The organism is Streptomyces sp. NPDC054765 (assembly GCF_053612065.1).
In genome coordinates this window covers 260,856-284,238 of record NZ_JBSHBP010000003.1, presented here as the reverse complement: position 1 = coordinate 284,238, position 23,383 = coordinate 260,856, and the positions used below count along the sequence as shown (strand labels likewise).

At 72.1% G+C, this 23,383-nt stretch carries 29 protein-coding genes; 5 read left to right on the top strand and 24 right to left on the bottom strand.

Annotated elements, in window-relative coordinates; genetic code table 11:
- Positions 1-8: 8 nt before the first annotated feature.
- The 3 genes from ACWGJY_RS04015 to ACWGJY_RS04005 all read right to left on the bottom strand — a co-directional run bounded on the left by ACWGJY_RS04015 (position 9) and on the right by ACWGJY_RS04005 (position 1,613).
- Positions 9-590: a nucleoside deaminase gene (locus tag ACWGJY_RS04015; RefSeq protein ID WP_453259205.1), complete on the bottom strand. Its 582-nt coding sequence runs from the start codon at positions 588-590 to the stop codon at positions 9-11.
- A 70-nt stretch (positions 591-660) separates the two neighbouring features.
- Entirely contained in the window at positions 661-1,206 is a 546-nt protein-coding gene (locus tag ACWGJY_RS04010; RefSeq protein WP_453259226.1) for a tRNA adenosine deaminase-associated protein, read from the bottom strand.
- A gap of 188 nt (positions 1,207-1,394) precedes the next feature.
- Complete coding sequence (locus ACWGJY_RS04005; RefSeq protein ID WP_453259204.1) at positions 1,395-1,613, bottom strand: hypothetical protein; 219 nt, start codon at positions 1,611-1,613, stop codon at positions 1,395-1,397.
- 174 nt (positions 1,614-1,787) lie between these two features.
- On the opposite strand from ACWGJY_RS04005, the gene upp reads away from it, so the two are divergent.
- Complete coding sequence (gene upp / locus ACWGJY_RS04000) at positions 1,788-2,423, top strand: uracil phosphoribosyltransferase (protein ID WP_453259203.1); 636 nt, start codon at positions 1,788-1,790, stop codon at positions 2,421-2,423.
- Between the two features lie 79 nt (positions 2,424-2,502).
- Here the strand turns inward: upp and ACWGJY_RS03995 are convergent, their stop codons facing one another.
- From ACWGJY_RS03995 to ACWGJY_RS03960, 8 genes are all read right to left on the bottom strand, one after another.
- Entirely contained in the window at positions 2,503-3,150 is a 648-nt protein-coding gene (locus ACWGJY_RS03995) for a LytR C-terminal domain-containing protein (protein WP_453259202.1), read from the bottom strand.
- A gap of 151 nt (positions 3,151-3,301) precedes the next feature.
- Positions 3,302-3,598 carry a type II toxin-antitoxin system VapB family antitoxin gene (locus ACWGJY_RS03990; RefSeq protein ID WP_030084955.1) on the bottom strand — a complete coding sequence of 99 codons (297 nt, stop codon included), beginning with the start codon at positions 3,596-3,598 and terminating at the stop codon, positions 3,302-3,304.
- Between the two features lie 218 nt (positions 3,599-3,816).
- Positions 3,817-4,431 (bottom strand): DUF4232 domain-containing protein, encoded by a 615-nt coding sequence (locus ACWGJY_RS03985; protein ID WP_453259201.1) that lies wholly within the window; start codon positions 4,429-4,431, stop codon positions 3,817-3,819.
- Positions 4,432-4,625: 194 nt separating this feature from the next.
- On the bottom strand, positions 4,626-5,375 hold the full coding sequence (locus tag ACWGJY_RS03980; RefSeq protein WP_453259200.1) for a hypothetical protein: 750 nt from the start codon (positions 5,373-5,375) through the stop codon (positions 4,626-4,628).
- Entirely contained in the window at positions 5,372-6,076 is a 705-nt protein-coding gene (locus tag ACWGJY_RS03975) for an RNA polymerase sigma factor (RefSeq protein ID WP_453259199.1), read from the bottom strand. Before ACWGJY_RS03975 ends, ACWGJY_RS03980 begins: the two co-directional genes overlap by 4 nt.
- Positions 6,077-6,109: 33 nt before the next feature.
- Positions 6,110-6,673, bottom strand: coding sequence for an LPXTG cell wall anchor domain-containing protein (locus tag ACWGJY_RS03970; protein WP_453259198.1), 564 nt, complete (start codon positions 6,671-6,673; stop codon positions 6,110-6,112).
- A 460-nt stretch (positions 6,674-7,133) separates the two neighbouring features.
- Positions 7,134-7,304 carry a 50S ribosomal protein L32 gene (gene rpmF, locus ACWGJY_RS03965; RefSeq protein ID WP_453259197.1) on the bottom strand — a complete coding sequence of 57 codons (171 nt, stop codon included), beginning with the start codon at positions 7,302-7,304 and terminating at the stop codon, positions 7,134-7,136.
- A gap of 177 nt (positions 7,305-7,481) precedes the next feature.
- A complete protein-coding gene (locus tag ACWGJY_RS03960; protein WP_453259196.1) occupies positions 7,482-8,537 on the bottom strand; it encodes an NAD(P)-dependent alcohol dehydrogenase in 1,056 nt (351 codons plus the stop codon).
- Between the two features lie 118 nt (positions 8,538-8,655).
- Between ACWGJY_RS03960 and ACWGJY_RS03955 the strand changes: the two genes are divergently transcribed.
- Entirely contained in the window at positions 8,656-9,555 is a 900-nt protein-coding gene (locus ACWGJY_RS03955) for a helix-turn-helix domain-containing protein (RefSeq protein WP_453259195.1), read from the top strand.
- Here ACWGJY_RS03955 and ACWGJY_RS03950 read toward each other — a convergent pair.
- A complete protein-coding gene (locus ACWGJY_RS03950) occupies positions 9,510-9,857 on the bottom strand; it encodes a hypothetical protein (RefSeq protein ID WP_453259194.1) in 348 nt (115 codons plus the stop codon). The genes ACWGJY_RS03955 and ACWGJY_RS03950 overlap by 46 nt on opposite strands.
- A 217-nt stretch (positions 9,858-10,074) precedes the next feature.
- Positions 10,075-10,644 (bottom strand): PadR family transcriptional regulator, encoded by a 570-nt coding sequence (locus ACWGJY_RS03945; protein ID WP_453259193.1) that lies wholly within the window; start codon positions 10,642-10,644, stop codon positions 10,075-10,077.
- A 101-nt stretch (positions 10,645-10,745) separates the two neighbouring features.
- Between ACWGJY_RS03945 and ACWGJY_RS03940 the strand changes: the two genes are divergently transcribed.
- Positions 10,746-11,177 carry a nuclear transport factor 2 family protein gene (locus tag ACWGJY_RS03940; RefSeq protein ID WP_453259192.1) on the top strand — a complete coding sequence of 144 codons (432 nt, stop codon included), beginning with the start codon at positions 10,746-10,748 and terminating at the stop codon, positions 11,175-11,177.
- A 71-nt stretch (positions 11,178-11,248) separates the two neighbouring features.
- On the opposite strand, the gene ACWGJY_RS03935 is transcribed toward ACWGJY_RS03940, so the two are convergent.
- Together ACWGJY_RS03935 and ACWGJY_RS03930 are read right to left on the bottom strand one after the other, a co-directional pair.
- Positions 11,249-11,455 (bottom strand): ferredoxin, encoded by a 207-nt coding sequence (locus ACWGJY_RS03935; protein WP_453259191.1) that lies wholly within the window; start codon positions 11,453-11,455, stop codon positions 11,249-11,251.
- A gap of 119 nt (positions 11,456-11,574) precedes the next feature.
- On the bottom strand, positions 11,575-12,813 hold the full coding sequence (locus ACWGJY_RS03930) for a cytochrome P450 (protein WP_453259190.1): 1,239 nt from the start codon (positions 12,811-12,813) through the stop codon (positions 11,575-11,577).
- Between the two features lie 309 nt (positions 12,814-13,122).
- On the opposite strand from ACWGJY_RS03930, the gene ACWGJY_RS03925 reads away from it, so the two are divergent.
- On the top strand, positions 13,123-13,620 hold the full coding sequence (locus ACWGJY_RS03925; protein WP_453259189.1) for a MarR family winged helix-turn-helix transcriptional regulator: 498 nt from the start codon (positions 13,123-13,125) through the stop codon (positions 13,618-13,620).
- Between the two features lie 54 nt (positions 13,621-13,674).
- Here the strand turns inward: ACWGJY_RS03925 and ACWGJY_RS03920 are convergent, their stop codons facing one another.
- The 6 genes from ACWGJY_RS03920 to ACWGJY_RS03895 form a co-directional block, all read right to left on the bottom strand.
- The gene (locus ACWGJY_RS03920; RefSeq protein WP_453259188.1) at positions 13,675-14,835 is read right to left on the bottom strand and encodes a flotillin family protein; all 1,161 of its coding nucleotides are present in this window, start codon (positions 14,833-14,835) and stop codon (positions 13,675-13,677) included.
- A gap of 11 nt (positions 14,836-14,846) precedes the next feature.
- Positions 14,847-15,098: a hypothetical protein gene (locus ACWGJY_RS03915; protein WP_453259187.1), complete on the bottom strand. Its 252-nt coding sequence runs from the start codon at positions 15,096-15,098 to the stop codon at positions 14,847-14,849.
- A 328-nt stretch (positions 15,099-15,426) separates the two neighbouring features.
- Positions 15,427-16,995: an IPT/TIG domain-containing protein gene (locus tag ACWGJY_RS03910; RefSeq protein WP_453259186.1), complete on the bottom strand. Its 1,569-nt coding sequence runs from the start codon at positions 16,993-16,995 to the stop codon at positions 15,427-15,429.
- A 358-nt stretch (positions 16,996-17,353) separates the two neighbouring features.
- Positions 17,354-17,812 carry a nuclear transport factor 2 family protein gene (locus tag ACWGJY_RS03905; RefSeq protein WP_453259185.1) on the bottom strand — a complete coding sequence of 153 codons (459 nt, stop codon included), beginning with the start codon at positions 17,810-17,812 and terminating at the stop codon, positions 17,354-17,356.
- 124 nt (positions 17,813-17,936) lie between these two features.
- On the bottom strand, positions 17,937-18,821 hold the full coding sequence (locus ACWGJY_RS03900) for a pyridoxamine 5'-phosphate oxidase family protein (RefSeq protein WP_453259184.1): 885 nt from the start codon (positions 18,819-18,821) through the stop codon (positions 17,937-17,939).
- A 12-nt stretch (positions 18,822-18,833) separates the two neighbouring features.
- The gene (locus tag ACWGJY_RS03895) at positions 18,834-19,289 is read right to left on the bottom strand and encodes a VOC family protein (protein ID WP_453259183.1); all 456 of its coding nucleotides are present in this window, start codon (positions 19,287-19,289) and stop codon (positions 18,834-18,836) included.
- A 144-nt stretch (positions 19,290-19,433) separates the two neighbouring features.
- Here ACWGJY_RS03895 and ACWGJY_RS03890 point away from each other — a divergent pair, with 144 nt between their 5' ends.
- Entirely contained in the window at positions 19,434-19,976 is a 543-nt protein-coding gene (locus ACWGJY_RS03890; protein WP_453259182.1) for a CGNR zinc finger domain-containing protein, read from the top strand.
- Between the two features lie 226 nt (positions 19,977-20,202).
- On the opposite strand, the gene rocD is transcribed toward ACWGJY_RS03890, so the two are convergent.
- From rocD to ACWGJY_RS03875, 3 genes are all read right to left on the bottom strand, one after another.
- On the bottom strand, positions 20,203-21,441 hold the full coding sequence (rocD, locus tag ACWGJY_RS03885) for an ornithine--oxo-acid transaminase (protein WP_453259181.1): 1,239 nt from the start codon (positions 21,439-21,441) through the stop codon (positions 20,203-20,205).
- Positions 21,441-22,262, bottom strand: coding sequence for a dimethylargininase (gene ddaH / locus ACWGJY_RS03880; RefSeq protein ID WP_453259225.1), 822 nt, complete (start codon positions 22,260-22,262; stop codon positions 21,441-21,443). The genes rocD and ddaH overlap by 1 nt, the downstream gene beginning before the upstream one ends.
- A gap of 270 nt (positions 22,263-22,532) precedes the next feature.
- Positions 22,533-23,027 (bottom strand): Lrp/AsnC family transcriptional regulator, encoded by a 495-nt coding sequence (locus tag ACWGJY_RS03875; RefSeq protein WP_453259180.1) that lies wholly within the window; start codon positions 23,025-23,027, stop codon positions 22,533-22,535.
- Between the last annotated feature and the right edge of the window lie 356 nt (positions 23,028-23,383).

Genomic DNA, 23,383 nt, shown 5'->3' with positions numbered 1-23,383 from the left:
GCCGCCGGTCAGCGGTCGCGGAAGAAGTCGGTGAGCAGGGCCGCGCAGTCGGATTCCAGGACGCCGGTGATGACCTCGGGGCGGTGGTTGAGACGCCGGTCACGGATGACGTCCCAGAGGGACCCGGCCGCGCCGGCCTTGGCGTCGCGGGCGCCGTAGACGACGCGGTCGACGCGGGAGAGCACGATCGCGCCGGCACACATCGTGCACGGTTCGAGGGTGACGACGAGCGTGCAGTCGGTCAGCCGCCACTCGCCCGGCCGTCGCCCGCCGCCGCCCGGGGCGGTGTCGTCCCCGGGCTCCGACCGGCGGGAACCCGGGCGCGAGGCCTCCTCCCGGAGGGTTCGGGCCGCTGCCCGCAGCGCGAGGATCTCGGCGTGGGCGGTCGGATCGCCGGTGGCCTCCCGTTCGTTGCGGCCGGTGCCGAGGACCGTGCCGTCCGCGGACAGCACTACGGCGCCCACCGGGACGTCACCGGTCCCGGGGGCGCGCGCGGCCTCCTCCAGCGCCTGCCGCATCGGGGCGATCCACGGATCGCGCAGCGGGTCGGGCGCGGGGGAGGGGTGAGAGGCGGAGGGGGGGACGGTCATGTCCCCAGTGTCGGGGACACGACCGGGGCGGGGGCCGGGCCCCTGAGGGCAGGGGCCCGGCTCGGCCGGCTCAGCGCACGGCTTCGAGGACTTCCGTGCAGCCCAGCGAGTCGGCGATGGTACCCAGTGCATCGCCGTCGAGGGTCAGCAGCTCCTTCTCGCTGACCCCGAGGTCGGCCAGCAGGGCGGCATCGCCGAGCGGGCCGTGCGGCGGGCCGCCCGAGCCGTTCACCGCCTCCAGGGGGTCGTCGTCATCCACGTTGTCGTCCGATTCGGGTTCGCCGTCCTCCGTGCCGTCCAGGTCGAGGCTGTCGAGGTCGTCGGTCGCGTCGTCGTCCTCGCGGCCGAGCAGCTCGTCGGTCAGCATCGCGCCGTACGAGCTTTTGGCGGCGGCGGCGGCGTTGGAGAGGAAGACCCGCGGGTCGTCCTCGCCGTCCACCCGGACGACGCCGAACCAGGCGTCCTCCTGCTCGATGAAGGCCACCACCGTGTCGTCGTCGACCGCTGCCTCTCGGGCCAGATCGGCCAGATCGGTCAGCGTCTCCACATCGTCGAGCTCCGTATCGCTCGCTTCCCACCCGTCTTCGGTGCGCGCGAGCAGTGCGGCGAAGTACACCGTGACTCTCCCACTGGTCATAGGCGTGCCGGGCCGGGCGGGGCGGCGCTGCACGCCGTTGGTCCCGCCCCTTCGGAATCGTGGCAGAAACAACGCGTTCGCGCGGGGTCTTCGGCGCTGCGTCGTGCGGAGGTTGTGCGAGATGTCGCTCACGTGCCGCAGCGCAGGCGGGGTGTGAGGGGGTTCCGCTACCAGCGGAATGTGCGCATCCGCATGGCCTGGCGCATCCGTTCGGCCCGTGCGCGGCGCGGCTGGACGCGGTTTCGCAGCTCCTTGGCCTCGTGCAGTTCCCGCAGAAATTGTGCGCGGCGCCGTCGGCGTGCCGCCTGTGCCCCGGTGTCCGGGGGCGCTTCCTCGCTGCCGGAGACGGCGTCTTCCGTGTCATCGGTCCGCTGACGGTCGGCCACACGCACACCACCTCGGGCGGGTTCTTCGCCCGACCTCGGGAGACCGGTCGGGCGTATGTGCCCACTTTCCCTCCTTTCGGCGGTTTGATGCCGGTTTCCGCGTGCTGCCGACGGCGCCTGCCGGGTGCCGCACGGCGGGCGCCGGTGCCTTCCGGCTCGGTTACTGTCGATGTCATGCGGATCCACGTCGTCGACCACCCGCTGGTGGCGCACAAACTCACCACACTGCGCGACAAGCGCACCGATTCCCCCACCTTCCGGCGGCTCGCCGACGAGCTGGTCACCCTGCTCGCCTACGAGGCCACCCGTGATGTGCGCACCGAGCAGGTCGACATCGAGACGCCGGTGACGGCGACCACCGGTGTGCGGCTGTCGCACCCGCGCCCGCTGGTCGTGCCGATCCTGCGGGCCGGTCTGGGCATGCTGGACGGCATGGTCCGGCTGCTGCCCACCGCCGAGGTCGGCTTCATGGGCATGGTCCGCAACGAGGAGACGTACGAGGCGCACACCTACGCCACACGGATGCCCGACGACCTCTCGGGCCGTCAGGTGTACGTCGTCGACCCGATGCTCGCCACCGGCGGCACCCTGGTCGCGGCGATCCGTGAGCTGATCGCGCGCGGTGCGGACGATGTCACCGCGATCTGTCTGCTGGCCGCGCCGGAAGGCGTCGAGGTCATGGAGAAGGAGCTGGCCGGTACGCCGGTGACGGTGGTCACCGCGGCGGTCGACGAGCGGCTGAACGAGGCCCGCTACATCGTGCCGGGCCTCGGCGACGCGGGGGACCGCATGTACGGCACGGCCGGCTGAACAACGGGCCGTAGCCTTCCCGTCCGGTCACGGTCCGGGCCCTGCGCCACACGGTGGTGCGGGGCCCGTTCGTCTGCGGTCAGCACTTGGCGGCTTCGGCGGGGGCCGGGGACGGATGGGTCAGCAGGGCCAGGGACTTTGCCGCGCTCTGCTGGGGGGCCAGATCCTTGAAGGTGTCGCCGATGATCAGATCGAGGTCGGCGCCCTTGCGGTCGTCGGACTGCTGCTGGGCGCCCGCGAGCTGGGTGGCCAGCACCTTCAGCGGGCCGTCGGCGGCCCTGGGGCCGAGCAGTATCCCGGTGCCCTTGACCTTCTTGTCGTAGGCGGCAGGGGCGTTGCCCACCTTGCCGATCTTGAAGCCGCGCTTCTGGAGTTCGTCGGCGGTGCGCTTGGCGAGTCCGGAGCGCGGGGTGGCGTTGAAGACATTGACGGTCAGCGTGCCGGGCGCGGGCGCTTTCTGCGCGGCGGTCCGGGCCTGGGCGGCGTCCGGCTTGGCGTTGTCCGGGCAGTGCTGCTTGCCCGGGGAGGCCTGGGCGGTACTGCCACGGCCGCCGAAGACGTCGATGAGCTGCAGGGTCCCCCAGCCGGCCAGCCCGAGGGCGCAGGCCGTGGCGACAAGGGTGAGGAAGATCCGGCGACGGTGGCGGGGACGGCGCATCCGCGGATACCTGTCGCCCGTGATGCGGTACTTCTTACCGCCCATGCCTGGGGGCGTCAGCATGCTCATGGGCGCAGCGTAGTGCGGGAGGCGGGCCGTGCCTACTAAATGATCAACGCGTGGCGCAAGACCCAACCCAAAAGGGTCAATACGGGCAGGGCGGGCAGGGCGGTGCCGGGCGCCAAGGGGGGGATTTTCGGCCAGTTGGGCAGGGAGTGCGTCAGCCCAGTTCGAGCACGCGGGCGTGCAGCACCTGGCGCTGCTGAAGAGCGGCGCGTACCGCGCGGTGCAGCCCGTCCTCCAGGTAGAGGTCGCCCTCCCACTTCACGACATGTGCGAAGAGGTCGCCGTAGAACGTCGAGTCCTCGGCGAGCAGCGTTTCGAGATCGAGCTGCTGCTTGGTCGTCACCAACTGGTCGAGGCGTACCGGGCGCGGGGCGACGTCCGCCCACTGGCGGGTGCTCTCCCGGCCGTGGTCCGGGTACGGCCGCCCATTTCCGATGCGCTTGAAGATCACACGGAAAGCCTACCGGGCGAGCGGCACCGGGCGCAGCCATGTCGCGGCAACGCAAAAGGATCATTGGCGGCAAATTTGGATCATTGGGGAGGGGTGGGCCGAAGGATATGGCCGGATGCGACCCGAACGGACTACGGACCGGCGGGTTCCGGCGGGCGGCGGTCCGCCCCTCGCCGCACCTGCCTCTCGCCACGGTACGGACCGTTTGCGGCCGGGCCTCACCACGCGCGGGCGGCCGCCAGGGTCGGCTGCCAGTACGTGACCGTGGCGGTGCGCGGGTCGACATGGACCGGGGCGCGGCCGTCCAGGCCGACCTGGGCGGGGGTGGCGCGGCCGGTCAGCGCGACGCCGAACTGGGAGATCCTGCGGCCCCGGTGGCCGTCCCTGCCGTCGGGCCCGTCGCCGGCGGAGGTGATGATCGTGGCGTAGGCGGTGTCGTGGGGCGCCAGCGTGACCACGGCGCGCGGCCGGCTCGCCCCGATCACGGGGAGGGCGGCCCGCCGGCCGTCGCCGAACCGCAGCAACGGGTATCGCTGGACGGCGAAGTCACAGGTCCGGCCGGAGGAGTTGGTGACCGTCAGCAGCATGCGACGGTGCCGCCGGGGCATCGCGCCGGCGTGGAATCCGAGCATCTCGGGGGTGCAGGCGACCCGGCCGCCGGACCCCGGGGAGGAGCCGCCGTCGTCGAACGGGGCGGGGGCCGGCGAGACGGCCACGGAGGTGTCGGCGCGGCTGCCGGAGATGTCGTGGCAGGCGGTGGTCAGGCACAGCGCGGCGGTGGCGAGGAGTCCTGCGGCGAGGGTCCGGCAGGCGGTGGTGACGGTGAACGGCATGGCGGGCTCCCCCGGAACGGTGGCGTGTTCACGACCTTCGGCTCCGGTGTTGGTGATCCGCTAACGCACGGCTAACGCATGCCGGAGGCTGCGGCGCACCGCCCGCCGCGATCGGGGCGGGGGGCTCGCGCGGCCGGGGTGTGGGGCGCGTGCCACGCCGGGGGAGGGACCGTCCGCGCCGAGGGGTGCGTCTGTCAACTGTCCGAGGGGGAAGGGGAGTTGCTCCTGCCGCCGGGTGCCGCGCGGTTGCTGCTCCGGGGGGTGGGGGTGGCGGATGGGGTCGCGGAGGGCGGTCGGGTGGTCGTGGACGGACGGCCGCTCGGCTGCTCGGCCGGGCGGGGGGTGGCGCTGTCCGGGCGGGGGCGGCGCGGCGGCCGCGAAGGGCGGGGGCCGGGTGGCCGGGAGCCGGCGGGGCCGAGGGTGTGGCGGGGGCCCGCTGACGGGTTGTCCGGGGACGGCCCCGGGGGCGGTCCCGTAGGGGGCGGGGACGGGGCAGGGCGGACGGGGCTCGGGGGCGTCGCGGGGAGGGGCCGGTCCGGCGCGCTGCCGGGGGCGGTCGCCAGACAGCCGGCCACCACGGCGGCAGCGGCGGCGGCCAGCGGCAGCCCGAAACGGCGCAGCCACGGCCGCTGCGCAGCGGGCAGCCGGCCACGGCGGGCATACGGTCCCGGAGGCGCGGCGGGCCGCAGATCGCGGGGGGCGATGCTCTCGGCGCGCGCCGCGAAGGCCCGGCGCAGCCGGTCTTCCACGGGGCGCCCGGCCGCGGCGCCGCTGCCGTTCACCCTGTCGCCGAAGCCGCTGCCGTTCACCCTGTCGCCGATGCCGCTGCCGTTCACCCTGTCGCCGATGCCGCTGCCGTTCACCCTGTCGCCGATGCCGCTGCCGCCCGTGTCGTCGCCGGGCCCGCTGCCGGTGCGGCCGGTACCCGTGCCGGGGCCGTTCATGACCGCTCCTCCAAGGTCTTCTCCAGCGAGTCCAGTGCGCGGCTGGCGATCGACTTCACCGAGCCGCGGCTGATGCCCAGCGTGGTGGCGATCTGCGCCTCCGTCAGATCGCCCCAGTAGCGCAGGACGAGCACCTCCCGGCGGCGGGCGGTCAGCCCGCTCAGCGCGGCGAACACCTCCCGGTGCTCCTCGTCCAGCACGATCCGCTCCTCGGCGGACGGCGCATCCGCCTCGTACGGCGGGGTGTAGTCGCGCGCGGTGCGCCGGCGCCGCAGCACCGAGCGGGCGGCGTTGACGACCGCGGTGCGCAGATAGGCGAGCGCGTTGTCGACGTCGCCCAGTTGTTCGCCGTGCCGCTTGTAGAGCGCGGCGAACGCGTCCTGGACGACGTCCTCCGCGGTGGCCCGGTCGTCGACGAGCAGGACGGCCAGCCGGACCATGGCCAGCCGGTGTGCGTGGTAGAGCTCGCTGACCGTCGGCCGTGGCTCGGGCGGTGCGGGGGGATCGCCGTCCGGCAGCCGGGCCTCGGCGCCGGGCGGCCGGCCGTACGCGGGATGCCGGGGCGGACGGCCGGGGCGCGGTGTTTCGCGGTGGGCCGCCGCCGGGCGGGCGCTGCGCAGCAGCCACCGCCACAGGGCAGGCCGGGGCCCCGGCAGGGCGAACCGTACCGGGGCGTACTGCGGGCCGGTGGAGTACTCCATCGAATCCTCGGGCGGGCGGCCGGGCGCGGTGGCTCAGCCGCGCTTGCGGCGGACCGTGTAGACGGTGCCGCCGCCCACGGCGATCAGGGCCGCGGCGGCGCCACCGAGCGCCAGGGTGGTCGTGGAGGAGGCTCCGGTGTGGGCGAGTTCCGGGCCGCTGCCGGATCCCTTGGCGGGGGCGGGGCGGGCGCCCGACGTGGGACGTTCACCGCCCTTGCCGGGTGAGGCCGGGCTGACGCTGGGGCGGGGTGCGGCGCTGGTCCGCTGCGGACCCGGGCGGCTGGGGGTGGCGGAGGGTCGGGGGGTGCCGGGGACGGTGGGCCGGGAGGAGGGCACCGGGGTGACGCTGGTGGCCGGTGTGGGCGTGGGCCGGGCGCTGCCGTCGGCCGGCTGCGGGGTGGGCGCCGAGGCCGCGTGGCCGGTGTGCGGCCGCTGCGGCTGGGGCGTGTGGTTAGCGGCGTGTGCGGTGCCGGCGACGGACAGCGCGGTCAGCGCGAGCGCCGCGACCAGCCCGGCGCCGGCCGCACCGCGCAGTCGGGGGCGGGCGGCGGACGGCCGGGAACCGGCGGAGGTGCGGGAGGTACGGGTGGACTTCACGGTCGGCTGCTCCACGTTCTTCGACGGGGCGGCGCCTGATGGCGCCCTCAACCGTGACGACGTGCGGCGGGGGCGGAGGTTGCCGGGCGGTACGAAAAATCTTCCGCGGGCCCGCGCCGCTCGCCGGTCCGCACCGTCCGCGGGCCCGCACTGCCCGCCGGCCCACCCTCCCTCGCCCATGCCGGGCGGCGGCCTTTCCCCGGCCCGGCCCGGGGCGCGGGGCGGCGGGCCGGCTCCGTCGGGAGGGCCGTGGGGAAGGCGGGGACGGGGCTGGGGCCGGGGGCGGGAGGCGGGTGACGCTTCGCCAACTTGGCTCCCGGGCACCCGAGTTGGCCGACGCCGCGCCGCCCCGTCCTCCTGCGCCCAGCGGTCCTCGGCGTCGTGAGCCTCCCGGCGGGCCCGCCCGTGCCGAGGAAGCCGGGGAGCGCGCGACCGGCAGCCGGGGGTGTGCCGGGGCCGGTCAGTCCTTCGGGTCGATCAGGCCGAGCCGGTACGCCTTCGCGAGGCGGCGCGGGACCCGGTGGACGGAACCGTCGACGGTGACGGGCACCAGCTGCGGGGCGGTGGCCTTCCACTGGGCGCGGCGGTGGCGGGTGTTGCTGCGGGAGAGCTTGCGCTTGGGCACGGCCATGGGGCGGGGCCTCCTTCGGGCGGGCGGGCGAGAGGAGGTCCGAGGTTATATGAAAATGGATGCCGTTTTCAATTGGCTGGGGGGGTATGACGCGCGCCCGCCCGGGGCCGCCTGCGTCAGGCAGCCCCGGGCGGGCTTCCCGCATCCGGGAAACCGGGCGGGGAAACGGGCCGTGGATCAGATCGTCGAGGTGTCGATCACGAAGCGGTAGCGGACATCGCTCGCCAGCACCCGCTCGTACGCCTCGTTGATCTGCTCCGCGCTGATCACCTCGATGTCCGAGGCCAGCCCGTGCGCCCCGCAGAAGTCGAGCATCTCCTGCGTCTCGGGGATGCCGCCGATCATCGAGCCGGCGAGCGACCTGCGCCCCGGGATCAGCGCGAACGGCGCGACCGGCAGCGGGTTCTCCGGGGCGCCGAGCTGGACCAGGGTGCCGTCGGTGCGCAGCAGTCCGAGGTAGGCGTTCAGGTCGAGGCCGGCGGAGACGGTGTTGACGATCAGGTCGAAGGTGCCCGCCAGCTCCTCGAACGTGGCCGGGTCGGAGGTCGCGTGGTAGTGGTCCGCGCCCAGCCGCAGCCCGTCGTCCTTCTTGCGCAGCGACTGGCTCAGCACGGTGACCTCCGCGCCCATCGCATGCGCGATCTTGACACCCATGTGGCCGAGGCCGCCCAGGCCGACGATGGCGACCTTCCTGCCGGGGCCGGCCTTCCAGTGGGCGAGCGGCGAGTAGAGGGTGATGCCGGCGCACAGCAGCGGGGCCGCGGCGTCCAGCGGGATGCTCTCGGGTATGCGCAGCACGTAGTTCTCGTCGACGACGAGGTGGGTGGAGTAGCCGCCCTGGGTGGTCTCGCCGTCCCGGCCGGTCGCGTTGTACGTGTCGACGTTGCCGAGCTCACCGGTGCAGTACTGCTGCAGGCCGGCCCGGCAGTTCTCGCACTCCCGGCAGGAGTCGACGAAGCAGCCGACGCCGACCCGGTCCCCCGCCCGGTAGCGGGTGACCTCGGCGCCGACCTCGGCGACCACGCCGGCGATCTCATGGCCGGGGACGATCGGGAAGTTCCCGCCGTCGCCCCACTCACCGCGCACGGTGTGGAGGTCGGAGTGGCAGATGCCGGCGTACTTGATGTCGATCAGGATGTCGTGGGCACCCAGCTCGCGGCGCGGAATCGTGATCCGCTCCAGCGGTGCTTTCGGGGCGGGTGCGGCATACGCGAAGACAGAGGTGTGGGTCATGCCACCGAGAATGGATCGGTTCGCCGACCGTAACCAGTGCATCCTTGAACGTATGCATGGCGTGCCTACTACTGACGGAACCACCCTCCGGTCCGGTCCGCGGCCGCAGAACGTGGTCATGGACCGGCAAACGGAGCTGAGCGAGTTCCTGCGCTCGCGGCGGGCCCGGCTGCGGCCGCAGGACGTCGGGCTGCCGGAGTTCGGCGGGCGGCGCCGGGTGCCGGGGCTGCGCCGGGAGGAGCTGGCGCAGCTGGCCGGAGTGAGTGTGGCGTACTACATCCGCGTCGAACAGGGCCGCGGCCACAATGTCTCGTCCGCGGTGCTGGACGCCATCGGCAACGCGCTGCGGCTGACGCCCGCCGAGCGCGACCACCTCAACCATCTCGCCCGCCCGGCCTCCCGCCGGCTGCGCCAGGCCGCCCGCTCCGGGGGGCCGGCCCGCTGTGCGGAAACCCGGGGGAGGGTGCGCCCCGCGCTCCAGCAGCTGATCGACACGATGGAGTACATCCCGGCCTACGTCATCGGCCGGCGGCTGGACATCATCGGCTGGAACCGGCTCGCCTGCGCCCTGCTCGGCGACTTCACCGCGCTGCCGCCCGAGCGCCGCAATCTGGCCGTGCAGGTGTTCCTGGATCCGGCCGCGCGCGAGCTGTACGAGGACTGGGACTCCAAGGCCACCGCTGTGGTCGGTTATCTACGTCGCGATGCCGGCCGCTATCCGGACGATCCCGAGATGGCCTCGCTGATCGGCCGGCTCTCGTCCGGGAGCGCCGAGTTCCGGCGGTTGTGGGCCGCCCACGACGTGCAGGACAAGGGCTTCGGCAGCAAGGTCCTGCACCATCCGCTGGCCGGGCGGCTGGCCTTGGCGTACGAGACGCTGACCCTGCCCGCCGACCCCGACCAGCAGGTGATCACCTACCACGCCGAACCGGGGTCGCGGTCGGCCGAAGCGCTGCGGCTGCTGGCGTCGGATCAGGAGAAGACCACCGAACGGACCTTCAGTCGCTCCGAGCCATGACCGCCGTTCGGCCGGAGGCTGAAGTAGTCGCCGGTGCAGTTCGGGCCTGCGAAGACCGTGGCGACGGATGAGGTGTAGTTCTTCGGGGTGTGGGCGGGCGGGACGGACGGGTCGGTCACCTCGGAGAGGCTGAGGCACGCCCGGCTCGGCGGATCGGCGAGCAGGCCCACATGCGGCGTGCCGGTCGAGTCGCTGTACACATAGGTGAAGGGGCCGGTGGCCGCGCCGGCCGGGGCGGTGGGCAGGGACAGGGCGAGCGCGAGCGCGCCGACGGCGGTGGCGACGGTGTGGCGAAGACGCATGGGGATATTCCTTCCATTCCGGTTCCGTGCGGAATGTGAGCTTCCCAGGCATACGCCCGGTGATGTCCGCCGTCACACGAAGGAGTTCCGGCGAAACGTTCCCTCGATCGCTGTTCGGGGCGCCCGGGGTCGGAGCCGTCCTGATGTCGGGGCGCCCGGGGTGGGGCCGTCCTGAGATTCGGCGCGTCCGGGTCCGGGTCGTCCGGGTCGCGCCGCGCTACGGGCGGGGGTGCACGCCGCTCCGCTCCCGCAGGACCCCGGCGATCCGCTCGCACCAGTCGCGGGTCTCCCGTTCGAAGCCGAGGCCGCGCAGACAGGTCAGATACGGACCGAGCCGCTCGCCGTGGGCGAGGAACTCCGCCTCGTCCATGCCGCCGCGCAGCCGCGCCAGCAGCTGGTCGAAGATCTCGACCTTGGCGGCGGCGATCCGCGCCCGCTCCGTCAGCTGCTCGATCACCGCAGTGGCGTCGATCCGGTCCACGGCCTGCACCTTGACCAGCAGATCGTCGCGGATGAACGACGGTTTGGAAGCGGCCGCAGCGAACCGCTCCAGCTCGGCCAGGCCCTCGTCGGTGACGTGGAACAGCCGCTTGTTGGGCCGGGTCTCCTGGACCACCTGGCGGCCGGCGACCATCCCCTCAGCCTCCAGCCGGGTCAGCTCCGCGTAGAGCTGCTGCGGCAGCGCATGCCAGAAGTTGGCGACACCGGCATCGAACGCCTTGGCCAGCTGATAGCCGCTGTACTCGCCGTCCAGCAGCGCCGCCAGTACCGCGTGCTTGAGAGTCATGTCCCCGGCCACCCCTTCCCATACTCAAGAATATGACTAATCATATTCGCGACTATGAGACACCGGGGCCGGGACGCCCGGCCGGGCGAGGAGGAGGAGCCATGGGGACGACGGCGGACCGCTTCAAGGCAGCGGTGGAGGCACGGGAACTGGACGCGCTGGAGGGGCTGTTCACCGAGGACGTCCGCCTCTACAGCCCGGTGAAGTTCACGCCCTTCGAGGGGCGGCCGATGGTGCTCGGCCTGTTCGGCGTGCTGCTGCGCACCTTCAAGGACTTCCGTTACGTCGGCGAGCTGGCGGGCAGCGCGGAGACGGCGGCAGGGGAGGACGGCGGCTCCGCGGACTCGACGATCCTGGTCTTCCGGGCCACGGTGAACGGCAAGCAGATCCACGGCATCGATCTGCTGCAGTGCGACGAGGCGGGCCGGATCAAGGAGTTCACGGTGATGGTGCGGCCGCAGTCCGCGGTGCAGGCGCTGGGGGAGGCGGTGCTGGCCGGGCTGGTCGAGGACGGGCTGGTGCCCAGGCCGTAACGGCAGCTGGTGCCCCGGCCGGGCCGGAGGCCGGGGGCCGGGGCCGGGCCCGCCGGACCCCGGCCCCGGACCTAGACCCGCTCCACCTGCTCCACCGAGATCGCGGCGGCCGGGCAGATGGCCACCGCCTCGTGGACCGCGTCATGGAGTGCGGCCGGCGGTTCGGCATCGAGCAGCACGACGATGCCGTCCTCCTCGCGCTGGTCGAACACCTCCGGCGCGGACAGCACACAGCTTCCGGCGCCGCAGCACTTGTCCTGGTCGATGTGCACGCGCATGGTTCTCCCCACGATGGGCCGCCCGGCTTCTCATGGCCGTGGGCGGACGGGCTGGAACGGGTTGACGGGCTGGAACGGGTTGACGGGAAAGGCCGGGGTCTCGGTGCCGGAGCGGGGGCTCACCATGCGACCGGCAGCGCATGGACCCCGTAGATCCCCATGTCGTGACGGAACGGGACGTCCTCGAAGGGGATGTCGAGCCGCAGGTCCGGCAGCCGGCGCAGCAGCGTCTCGACGGCGATCTGCAGTTCCACCCGGGCGAGTGGCTGGCCCAGGCACTGGTGGACGCCGAAACCGAAGGCGACGTGACGGCGGGCGTCGCGCCCGACGTCGAGCGCGTCGCCCCCGGAGAAGGCGTCCTCGTCACGGTTGGCGGAGTTGAGGATGCACAGCACGCCCTCGCCGGCGCGGATGGTGCGGCCGCCGAGGGTGACGTCCTCGTCGGCGACCCGCGGCAGACCGTTGTGGATGATCGTCAGATAGCGCAGCAGCTCCTCGACGGCCCCCTTGATCAACGAGGGTTCCGCGCGCAGCCGCGCCAGCTGGTCCGGGTTGCGCAGCAGGGCGAGGGTGGACAGGGCGGTCATGTTGGCGGTGGTTTCATGGCCCGCGATCAGCAACAGCCGCCCCATGGAGGCGATTTCCTCGTTGTCGAGTTCGCCGCGGGCGACCAGCCGGCTGATGATGCCGTCGTCCGGCTCGCGCCGTTTGGTCTCGGCGAGCCGGCTCAGATAGCAGAGCAGCTCGTCCTGTGCGGTGCGCACCTCCTCGGCCGTCGACCGGAGGCTGAGCAGGCGACGGCTGTGGTCCTGGAAGAACTCGTGGTCGTCATACGGGACGCCGAGCAGCAGACAGATCACCAGGGACGGCAGCGGCAGCGCGAACTCGGCGACCAGATCCGCCGAGTTGCGGCCCGCGGTCATCCGGTCGAGCAGGTCATCGGTGATGCGCTGCACCTCGGGGCGCATCGCCTCCACCTTCTTCACCATGAAGTCGGCGGTGAGCATCCGCCGCAGCCGCGCATGCTCGGGGTCGTCCCGGCGGATGAAGGTCGGTTTGGACGTGGCGAGTTCCCGGACGCCGACGCTGAGGAAGGGGAAGCCCGGACGGGTCGCATCGGCGCTGAACCGCGGATCGCCGAGCACCGCCCGGACGTCCTCGTACCGGGTCACCAGCCAGCAGGAGGAACCGTCCCACAGGGTGGCCCGGGTGACCGGCTCCTCCCGGCGGGCCCGTTCGACGCCGGGTGCGGGGTCGAACGGGCAGCCGGCGGCCCGCGCGGCCGGGACGGCGAGGGGGGCGAGGCCCTCGCCCGGTCCGGTGCCGTGCTCCACCTCAATGTGCTCTGCAGTCGTCATGCGGCTGGTCCTTCCACGTACGGGACACGGCACTGCCGTGGCGAACGGTGCGGGTAGCGCTTCTCCTTGACGGGCTCTGCGGACTCGGCAATCAGCTCATGGCCGCTGTGGCCAGGGGCGTCACGGCCGGCGACGCCTAATTACCTAACTTAAGCAACTAAGTTGTTGATACGTTAACTCACCCTGAACGGGGGAGGGAAGAGGAGATCAAGGCATGCGCGAGGTTGGCTCAAACTGAGCGGGCCTCGCCCTCGGGCCGGCGTCCCGGAGTGGGGTTTCCGGCGCCCCAAGGGCCGCTAAAGTGCCTGCATGCCGGACCCCGGAAGTGACCAGGACCCCACCGCCGCGCTGCAAAGAGTGCTGGCCACGTTGTCCTACCTGCTCACCCGCTCCCGGGCGCACGAACGCCAGGCGGCGCAGGCGGGCGTCACGGCGGCACGCTCCGACCTGTGGCTGCTGATGGCCCTGGAGGACAGCGGAGGCGTCAGCAGGGTCGGCGATCTGGCCGCCCTGCTGATGGTCGAACCGCCTCATGTCACGCGCCAGATCAGCCAGTTGGAATCCCAGGATCTGGTCGAACGCACCCCGGACTCCCTCGACCGCCGGGCCCGCCAGGTAGCGATCACGCCCCATGGCAAGGCCGTCCTCAACCGCCTCCAGCAAACCAGCCAAGCCGGACTTCACGAGGCCCTCGCCGGCTTCGACGACGCCGATATCGCCACCACCGTCGCCGTGCTCAACCATCTGGTGGCGTACGCCCGCAGCAAGCAAGCAGCGGAAGAACGGCTGCGGGGGCGCGGGGTGTGAACGGGGCGGGGCACGGGCGGCCGTCCGCCCCGGGCCCCACCCCGTCCGGTGCCACTACTCGATCTCGACCCGGCCGCTGTGGCCCTGGGGCGAGGCGGTGCCGCCGTTCTTTCCGGCCTTGTTGTCCTGGCCGTCGGGGGTGCCGAGGTTGCGGCGGACCGAGTCGAGGATGGTCAGGCCCTGACCGACCAGACCGGCGGCGATCTCGCCCAGGCCGTCGGTGCCGTTGAGGACATTGACATTGGCGTTGGCCAGGCCCGCGGAGGCCTCCTTGACGATCTGCGGCAGCTGGTCGATGAGCATCCGGTCCAGCGCCACCCGGTCGTGCGAGGCGGCGGCCTCGGCCTGGATCTTCATCCGCTCGGCCTCGGCCAGGGCCAGCAGCCGGATGCGCTCGGCCTCCGCCTCGGCCGGCTTGACGACCTCGGCCACCAGCTCCTGCTGGCGCAGCTGGGCCGCACGCTCGGCGAGTTCGGTCCTGGCGGCGAGGACTTCCTGCTGTGCATGGGCCTGGGCGAGCGGGCCGGCCTGCGCGGCACGCGCCTCGGCACGGTCCACCTCGGCGGAGTACTCGGCCTGGACCACCGCGGTCTGCCGGGAGTATTCGGCCTGATTACGCGCGGCCTCCTGCTGTGCCTCGACCGATGCCTGGGTGGCATGGGCCTGGGCGATCTGCGCCTGCTGCTGGATGGCCGCCTTGTGCGGGGCGGACATCGCCTCGATATAGCCCGTTTCGCCGTCGTCGATCGACTGGATCTGCAACGAGTCGACGATCAGGCCGATCTTCGCCATTTCGGTCTTGGACGTCTCCAGGACCTCGGTGGCCAGCTTCTGCCGCTCGGTGACGATCTCCTCGACCGTCATCGAACCGATGATGGAACGCAGATGACCGGCGAAGATCCGGCCGGTCAGCACCGACATCTGGTCCTGGTCGGACAGGAATCGCTGACCCGCGTTGACCACGCTCTCGGTGTCGTTGCCGACCTTGAACGCGATCACGGCCCGCACCGTCAGCGCAATGCCCTGCCGGGTCACGCAGGTCTCGGCGACCTCCGCCTCACACATCGCCAGCGTCAGAAAGCGGACCTTGCGGAAGACCGGCAGCACGAACTTGCCGTGCCCGGTCACCACTCGGAATGGCGCGCCCCCCTGTCCACGCCTGCCTCCCGAGATCAGCATGGCTTGATCGGGGGCAGGAACGCGGTAACCGAACATCCTTCGTCTCCTCAACCGGCGTCGCCGGCAGTGCCGGACAACGCATCCAATGGATCGGCCCACTCCATGACGTCGACCTGGCGACTGCCACGGGACTCGGTCACGAGCACGGTCGCCCCTACCGGAAGGGGCTCGGCGGACCAGGCGAGAAAGGCCTCGGTTCCACCCCTGATCCGTACCAGGACCTCACCGGGACCGGCAGCCCCACGCGTGCCGATCAGCAGTACTCCCGTACAGCCGATCACGGCATCGTCCTGTGCCATCGGCGGCTGCCCTCCCCCGTTACGTTCCTGGAAATCCGACCATAGCGCTCCCGCACACGAGGGCCTATGGGGGGATGGCGGCGAGTTGGGGCACCGGGTCGCGGCCGTCAATGTCCCGTGAAGACATCCGCAAATGCGGTGCGTCAGTCCCGTACGCAGGTGCGGTGCGCAGGTGCCGAAGGCCGGGGCGCCGACCGTCGGCCAGGTGAAGCCGGCGGCGCCGGACGCGGCCGGTGGGTGAGCGGGGCCGTGGTGGCCCGGCGGCGGTCGGGCGTGGTGCTCGGGTGTGCCCGTCGGTGCCGCCGGGCCGGCTGATGGCCGGGCGGGGTCAGGGTTCGATGATCCCTCCGTGGGCGTCGGACGGGGACAGGATGGCCGACGGGGTGACCCCGCCGGCGAAGGAGACGTCATACCCGCCGTTGGCGAGGATGATCGTCAGGAGGAGCGTCTCGTTCAGCCGAGCGGTGCCTTGGGCATCGGTGGTGGCGATGCCCAGGAGGTTGCTGCCGATTTTGAAGATGAGGGTCTGGCCGGGCACGGGCAGACCGGTGACCTGGTCCGTCAGTGTGGCGGTCAGGAACGGGAAGTACACGTGCGGCGGGAACAGCTTCGACAGCGCCGGGGTCGCGGTCAGCGAGGTGGCGTGCACGGGCCGGATGTAGGTGAAGCCGTCCACCAGGTCGGCGCTGCCACCGGGGGTGGTGACGGTGACGGTCGCCGGACCGGCCGCCCCGGGCGGGGTGGTGGCGGTGAGCTGCGTACCGTCGGCGTTGACGCTCACCCCGGTGGCGGGGTTGCCGCCGATCGTGACACTCGCCCCGGTCAGGTTGGTGCCGGTGATCGTCACGACCGTGCCGCCCGCGATGGGCCCTTGGGTGGGGTTGATGGTGGCCAGCGTGGGGTCGAATTGGATGACGCTGACGTTGTTCCCGTTGATGTTGGTGACGTAGACCTTGCCGTTGGGGGCGACCGCCACGGCGATCGGTCCGGCGCCGACGGGGATCGGGGCGCCGATGACGGTGTTGGTGGCGGTGTCGATCACCGTCACGGTGTTCGCTGCCCGGTTGGCCGTGTAGGCGTTCCCGTCGGCGCCGACGGCGATTCCCCACGGCTGGTTGCCGACGGGGATCGGGGCGCCGATGACGGTGTTGGTGGTGGTGTCGATCACCGTCACGGTGTTCGACCCGATGTTGGCGACGTAGGCGTTGCCGTTGGGCGCGATCGCCACGAAGTTCGGCTGATTGCCGACGGGGATCGGGGCGCCGATGACGGTGTTGGTGGCGGTGTTGATCACCGTCACGGTGTTCGATCCCCGGTTGGCGACGTAGGCGTTGCCGTTGGGGGCGGCCGCGATCCCGACCGGCTGGGCGCCGACGGCGATCGGGGCGCCGACGACGGTGTTGGTGGTGGTGTCGATCACCGTCACGGTGTTTGCGGCGAAGTTGGTCACGTAGACCCTGCCGCCGGGGACGGCCGCTACCACGGCCGGCTGGTTGCCGACGGCGATCGGGGCGCCGACGATGGTGTTGGTGGTGGTGTCGATCACCGACACGGTGTTCGACCCGCTGTTGGGGACGTAGGCGTTGCCGTTGGGGGCGACCGTCAGCCAGACCGGCGTACCGCCGACGCCGATCGGGGCGCCGGTCACGGTGTCCGTGGCGGGGTCGATCACCGACACATTGGCCGATCCGGAGTTGGCGACGTAGAGGTTGCCGTTGGGGGCGAACGCCAGCCCGACCGGGTTGTTGCCGACGGGGATCGACGTGACGGCCAGGAACGTGGTCGCCTGTGCCACCGCCCGGCTCACCTCCACCGCCTCGGCAGTCGGCGAGACCTGGCCGAGGAGGGAAAGAATCTGCGGCAGTTCCTGCCGCGGTGACTGAACTGTCGTACTCATGTGGACCCCTTCGGTGGGGGCCGCCCCGGCCCGGCAAACCCCCGCGTGGGGAAAGCACAGGTCCAGAGATCCCGCTCCGGGGCACCACAACAACGGGCCACGCGTCGCAAAAAACGCGGGCTGCGCACCCCCGAGGAGGGATGGGCAGCCCAGTTGGTTCGGTAATGGCCTCTTTTCCCATGCTGAGGGGAGGTGAAACCTCTGCACGTGTTTGGACAGAAATGCGGAGCGGGGTACGGCGTGGAATCCCGGTGCCCGGTGCCCGGTGCCCGGTGCCCGGTCCACGGCAGCAGGCGCGGCCCGCGGCCCGCAGACCGGACGCCAGGAGGGAGTCGACTGGCTCCGCGCCTCCGGCCGGTCAGCGGAACGGAAGAGGCCGCCCCTGCTCCTCCTCCGGGCGCGGTCCGAAGATCCGCCGTTCCGCCGCCGTGATCGCGACGTCGTGAATGCCGGCCTCCCGGCGGCGCATCAGGCCGTCCGCGTCGAACTCCCACAGCTCGTTGCCGTAGCTGCGCCACCACTGGCCGTCCGTGTCACGGGACTCGTACTGGAAGCGCACGGCGATGCGGTTGCCGCTGTGGGACCAGAGTTCCTTGCGCAGTGCGTAGTCCAGTTCCCTGGCCCACTTCTGGCGCAGAAAGGCGACGATCGCGCCGCGGCCGGTGACGAAGGTGTCCCGGTTCCGCCAGACCGAGTCCTCGGTGTACGCGAGGGCCACCCGCTCCGGGTCGCGGGTGTTCCAGGCGTCCTCGGCGGCCTGCACCTTCCGCAGTGCGCCCGGCTCGTCGAACGGTGGGAACGGTGGGCGTGGGGCCATGGCGGACTCCTTCTCTCGGTACGGGAGAAACGGTCGTTCTCCCTGCTGGTCAGTAGAGCTTCGGCACCGGGCACGGCCTGGGTGAGCAGCTTCGCGCGGGAGGCCCGCCGCTCTTCACCGGCGGTCATGCGCTGTGTGCCAGGGGCGGGTTGGCGGGCGAGTACTCGGGGGCGGACCAGCGCAGGGGGCTGGCGTACGGGGTCTCCACCGCCTCGGCGAGCGTGAAGCGGGTGGTGCGGCCACGGGCGCCGAAGGTGGTTTCTGCGGTGCCGGTGAGCTGGAGGGTGGTGCCGGTGCCCCAGTCGAGGAACAACAGCCCGGCGCGCGGATCGGTTTCGAGGTTGCCCAGGGTCAGGAACATCGAGTTGCCCGGGTAGTCCTGCCAGGTGAGTTCGGTGGGTGAGGCCACCCGGACGAAGCCGGGGTTGCCGCCGCGGTGGCCGGCATCGGCACCGTCGGCCGCCGTGGTGGCGAGGAAGAAGGTGTCGGCGGCGCGGACGAACCGCAGCTGGCCGGGGGTGAGGGCCCGGCCCCGCCGCATGGCACCGGTCCGGACGGGGACGGACGCGCGGAGCCGGCGCTTTTGCAGATACCGCGGGCAGTTGGCGAAGACCTGCCCGGCCTCCACCGCGAACCCGCGGGCCGTCGGCGCGGCCGTGCCGTTGAGGCGCATACGGCGGCGGGTACGCGGGTCCAGGGCGAGGGTGCCGACCTCGGTCCCCTCGGTCGCGAGGGCCGCGGCGAGCGGATCGGACTCCGGCAGGCCGCCCGTGACCGTGATCCGGCGCGGGCCGGTGGCACGTACTAAACCGGGCTCACCGGTGAGCAGCGAGCTCCACATCCGGCCGGCCCGGTCCGCCGCGCCGGCCACCAGCATCGGCTGGCGGCCGAGGAAGGCCGCGGCCACCTCGCGGATGTCCTGCCCGATGGAGCGGCCGATGTGGTCGGCCGCGGTGCGTACGCCGAGGCGGTCCTGCACGGCGCGCGAGCCCTCGTGGTACGGATCCACGGTCCCCGGCCCTCAGAAGAAACCGCAGGCCGGTGCGGCCGCTGCCGGGGCGGGCGCACCTTGTGCGCCGGTGGGTACGGAGATCTCCAGCCGGGTGCCGTCCGGGTCGTGGAAGAAGATCCCGCCGGAGGCTGCGCCCTCGTGGTGGGCGGCGATGCCGTCGTACGCGAAGTCGACACCCCGCTCGCGGAGCCGGGCCTCGAACGCCGTGACCTCGTCGATCGTCCCGGCCTGCCATGCCAGGTGGTGCAGTCCGGCCAGGTGCGGGGCGTATGCGCCGTCCGCCTGCTGCCAGAGGGTGAGCGTGAGCTGTCCGTCCTGCCCCAGGAAGGCGAAGCGCCGGCCGTCCTCGTTGCCCTCGCCGAGCACGTCGAAGCCGAGCACCTCCCCGTAGAAGGCGAGGGAGCGGTCGAGGTCGGTGACGTTCAGGCCGGTGTGGCCGGGCCGCAGTGTGCTGGTCGCCGTCATGGCGGACACCTCTCCGTGGGGTCGATCGATCCTGTCGATCTAACTATTGAATATGACTTTAAGGGTTAGAAGCTTACGGGTCAACTGGTCACGTACTCTTGAGTGGTTAGCCCGAAGGGGCACGGACAGGAGAGGGAGGCAGGAATGACCGCGACCGACCCGCGTCCCCTGACCGGAGAGCCCGTCTCGCTGGATCTGCTGAACACCCGCTGGATGCACGACGGGGTGCGCCAGGATCTGCTCGCCGACCCCGCGGGGCTGCGCATCTGGCTCGCGAGCAACGGTCTCGACCACCGCTTTCCCGCCGACGACGCCGCACGGGAGCATGTGCTGCTCGCCCGCGAGGCACTCGCCGCCGCCGTCGACGGGGCCGGCGGCAAAGCCGGCATCGCGCGCGTCAATGCCGTACTCGGCCACGGCCGGATCCGCGCCACCCTGACCGCTGAAGGTCCCGGCGAGGAAGCGGAGTTCGAGGATCCGTCCTGGGGTGCGGCCTGGACCGCGGCCCGCGACTACCTGGACCTGCTGCGCGCCGCTCCCGGCCGGATCCGGCGCTGCGCGCACGAGGCGTGCATCCTGCACTTCTTCGACACCTCGCGGAACGGCACCCGCCGTTGGTGCTCGATGGCGGCCTGCGGCAACCGGGCGAAGGCCTCACGGCACTACGCCAAAACGCGCGAGGCCTGAGCGCCGTTCACCCTGCGCCGTTCACCCTGCGCCGTGCGCCGTTCACCGTGCGCCGGCTTCCGGCTTCCGGCCGGTCGGCGGGATCGCTCGCGGGATCGCCCGCGGGATCGCTCACGGAAGCGGCCCCCGACCAGGGGATACCCACCAGGTCGAGGGCCGTTCGCGTGGAGAGGTGCTGGTCCGGGGCGTGGTGAGACCCCGCCGGGGCCGCACCCGCCGTGTCAGGTCACCGGATCAGCGCCCGCTCCAAGCACCCCAGCGCCGACGCCAGTTCCTCCGCGGTGATGGTCAGCGGCGGCGCGAGCCGGATCGTGGAGCCATGGGTGTCCTTGACCAGGACGCCTTCCGCCAGCAGGCGTTCGCTGATCTCCCGGCCGGTGCCGAGCGCGGGGTCGATGTCGACACCGGCCCACAGACCGCGGGCGCGGAAGCCGGTCACGCCCTTGCCGGCCAGCGCGGACAGGCCGGTGCGGAGCTGCCGGCCCAGCTCGGCGGCGCGGCGCTGGAACTCTCCGGTGGCGAGCAGGCCGATGACGGCCGAACCGACCGCGGCGGCGAGCGGGTTGCCGCCGAAGGTCGAGCCGTGCTGGCCGGGGCCCAGCACACCGAGCACCTCGCGGCGGGCGACGACCGCGGAGACCGGGACGATGCCGCCGCCGAGCGCCTTGCCCAGCAGCAGTACGTCCGGCACCACGGACTCGTGTTCGACCGCCAGGGTGGTGCCGGTGCGGCCCAGACCGGACTGGATCTCGTCGGCGATGAACAGGCACCCGGCCCGCCGGGTCAGTTCGCGTACGCCGGTGAGATAGCCGTCGTCGGGGATGAGGACGCCCGCCTCGCCCTGGATGGGCTCGATCAGTACGGCGGCCGTCGTCTCGTCCACGGCCGCTTCGAGCGCGGCGAGATCGTTGTAGGGGACGGTACGGAAGCCGGGGGCAAAGGGGCCGAAGCCGTCGCGGGCGTCGGCGTCGTCGGAGAAGCCGACGATGGTGGTCGTCCGGCCGTGGAAGTTGCCGCCGGCCACCACGATCGTGGCCCGGTTGGCCGGGACGCCCTTGACGTCGTACGCCCACTTGCGCGCGACCTTGATGCCGCTCTCCACCGCCTCGGCGCCGGTGTTCATCGGCAGCACCATGTCCAGGCCGGTCAGCTCGGCCAGGCCCTCGGCGAAACCGGCGAGCCGGTCGTTGTGGAACGCGCGGGAGGTGAGGGTGAGTTGGTCGAGCTGGCGGTGCGCGGCCTCGATCAGGGCCGGGTGCCGGTGGCCGAAGTTGAGTGCCGAGTAGCCGGCCAGCATGTCGAGGTAGCGGCGCCCCTCGACGTCCTCGACCCAGACGCCCTCGGCGCGCGCGACCACCACGGGCAGCGGGTGGTAATTGTGCGCGAGGACCGGGCCCTCGGCCCGGATCAGCTCCGCCGACGAGCGGGGCGCGGGCACAGGGGCGGTACGGGTGGGAGCGGTCATCAGCGGATCTCCTGGGTGCAGCACTTGATGCCGCCGCCGGCCTTGTGGAACTCGGACAGGTCGACGGGGACGGGGACATAGCCCTGGGCGGTGAGCTGGTCGATGAGGCCGGCCGCCTGCGGGGCGATGAACACCTGGCGGCCGTCGGAGACGGAGTTGAGGCCGAAGGCCATGGCGTCCTCCCGGGTGGCGAGCACCGCCTCGGGGAACAGCCGCCGCAGCACCTCGCGACTGCCCCTCGAGAACGCCCCGGGGTAGTAGGCGATATTCGCCTCGCCCGTCTCCGCCGGCTCTTCGAGGACGAACAGCGCGGTGTCCAGGTGGTAGAAGTACGGGTCCACCAGCTGCAGGCCGATGGTCGGTACGCCGAAGAACTCCTGCACCTCGCGGTGCGCGGCCGGCGTGGTGCGAAAGCCCGTGCCCGCCAGGATGTAGCGGCCGGCCGGTACGAGGTCGCCCTCGCCCTCGCACAGCGACTCCGGCCGGTAGACGTCGTAGCCGGCAGCCTTGAACCAGGTCTCGTACTCCGCCGACTCCGGCTGCCGCTGCGGCGCGTGGAAGTACGAGCCGAAGACCTTGCCGCCCACGACGAGCGCGGAGTTCGCGGCGAACACCATGTCGGGCAGCCCGGCCACCGGCGGCACGGTCTCCACCGTGTGCCCGTGGTTGCGGTAGGCGTCCATCAGCGCCTCCCACTGGCGCCCCGCAAGGGCGGTATCCACCCGGGCGTCCGCACGCATCCACGGATTGATCGCGTAACGCACATCGAAGTGTCTGGGCTCGCAGACCAGATAGCGCCGGGGGCGCGGCACACGACTCATCGGCACGGGAGGATCCCTTCGCTCCTGCGGGACAGGCGGGCCCCCGGATGTCACTGAGGGTCACCCGGGGTGCTTCCACGGTAAGGAGCGACGGATTCGGGCCACAAGCAACAAATGCTGCTCACCTGCGCAGGAATGCTGCGTGAAGTGGCCGTTGACCGCTGGATAAGTGCGTGGGCGTTGGCCGATCTTGCTCCGGCGCCTCCGCATCGGCGGGCGGACCCGGTCCTGCCCGGGGTCCGCCGCCGCCCGCTGTCCGGTGTCCCCGCGTCAGTGGGCGGATCCTCCGGTGGCCTGGCCGGCGCCCGCCTCCGGGCTGTCCGGCAGCAGATGGGACAGCACCAGGTAACTGATCGTCTTGCGGATGAACGGCTCGGCCCTGATCCGTTCGAGCACCTCCTCGAAGTGCCCGACATCGGTCGCCCGTACGTGCAGCAGCGCATCGGCGCCGCCGGTCACGGTCATCGCCGCCGCGATCTCCGGATGGTTGCGCACGACCTCCGCGAGCCGGCGGGGCGGCGCCGCGCTGTCGCAGTACACCTCGACGTACGCCTCGGTCAGCCAGCCCAGCGCGGCCGGCCGGACGGTGGCGGTGAACCCCGTGATCACGTCGTTCTCGCGCATCCGGTCCACCCGCCGCTTCACCGCGGTGGACGACAGCCCGACCGCCGTACCGATCTCCGCAAAGCTCGCCCGGCCGTTGTCGATCAACGCCGCAACGATCTTGCGGTCGAGGTCGTCGAAGGGCGCGGCCTTGTTGGTCACAGGGTCTCCCGGTTCCTCACGGTCCCTACCGGTCCGTCTTCGTCGTGATCGGCTCACGGTAGCGATACCGGGTGAGGAAGGGGGAGACCGCGGCCGGCGTGGACGCGCTGCGTGAAGGGGGAGGAGGGCGGCGTGCACGCCCAGGGGGTGCGGCCGAGCGCGCCGGTGGGGTGCAGACGGGGTGCGGAGCGGGGTGCGGATGTTCCAGGGGGCGGCGGCCGGCACTCTTCAACGGGTTTTCCGCGGAGGCGAGAAGCCCGTTCAGGCGGGTCTGCAGCACCGCGCCGGCTTCCGCGCGCAGGTCGGCGGTCTTCTGACGGTGGGCCGGAGCCGGGTGCGTGGGTCCACGCTCCTCG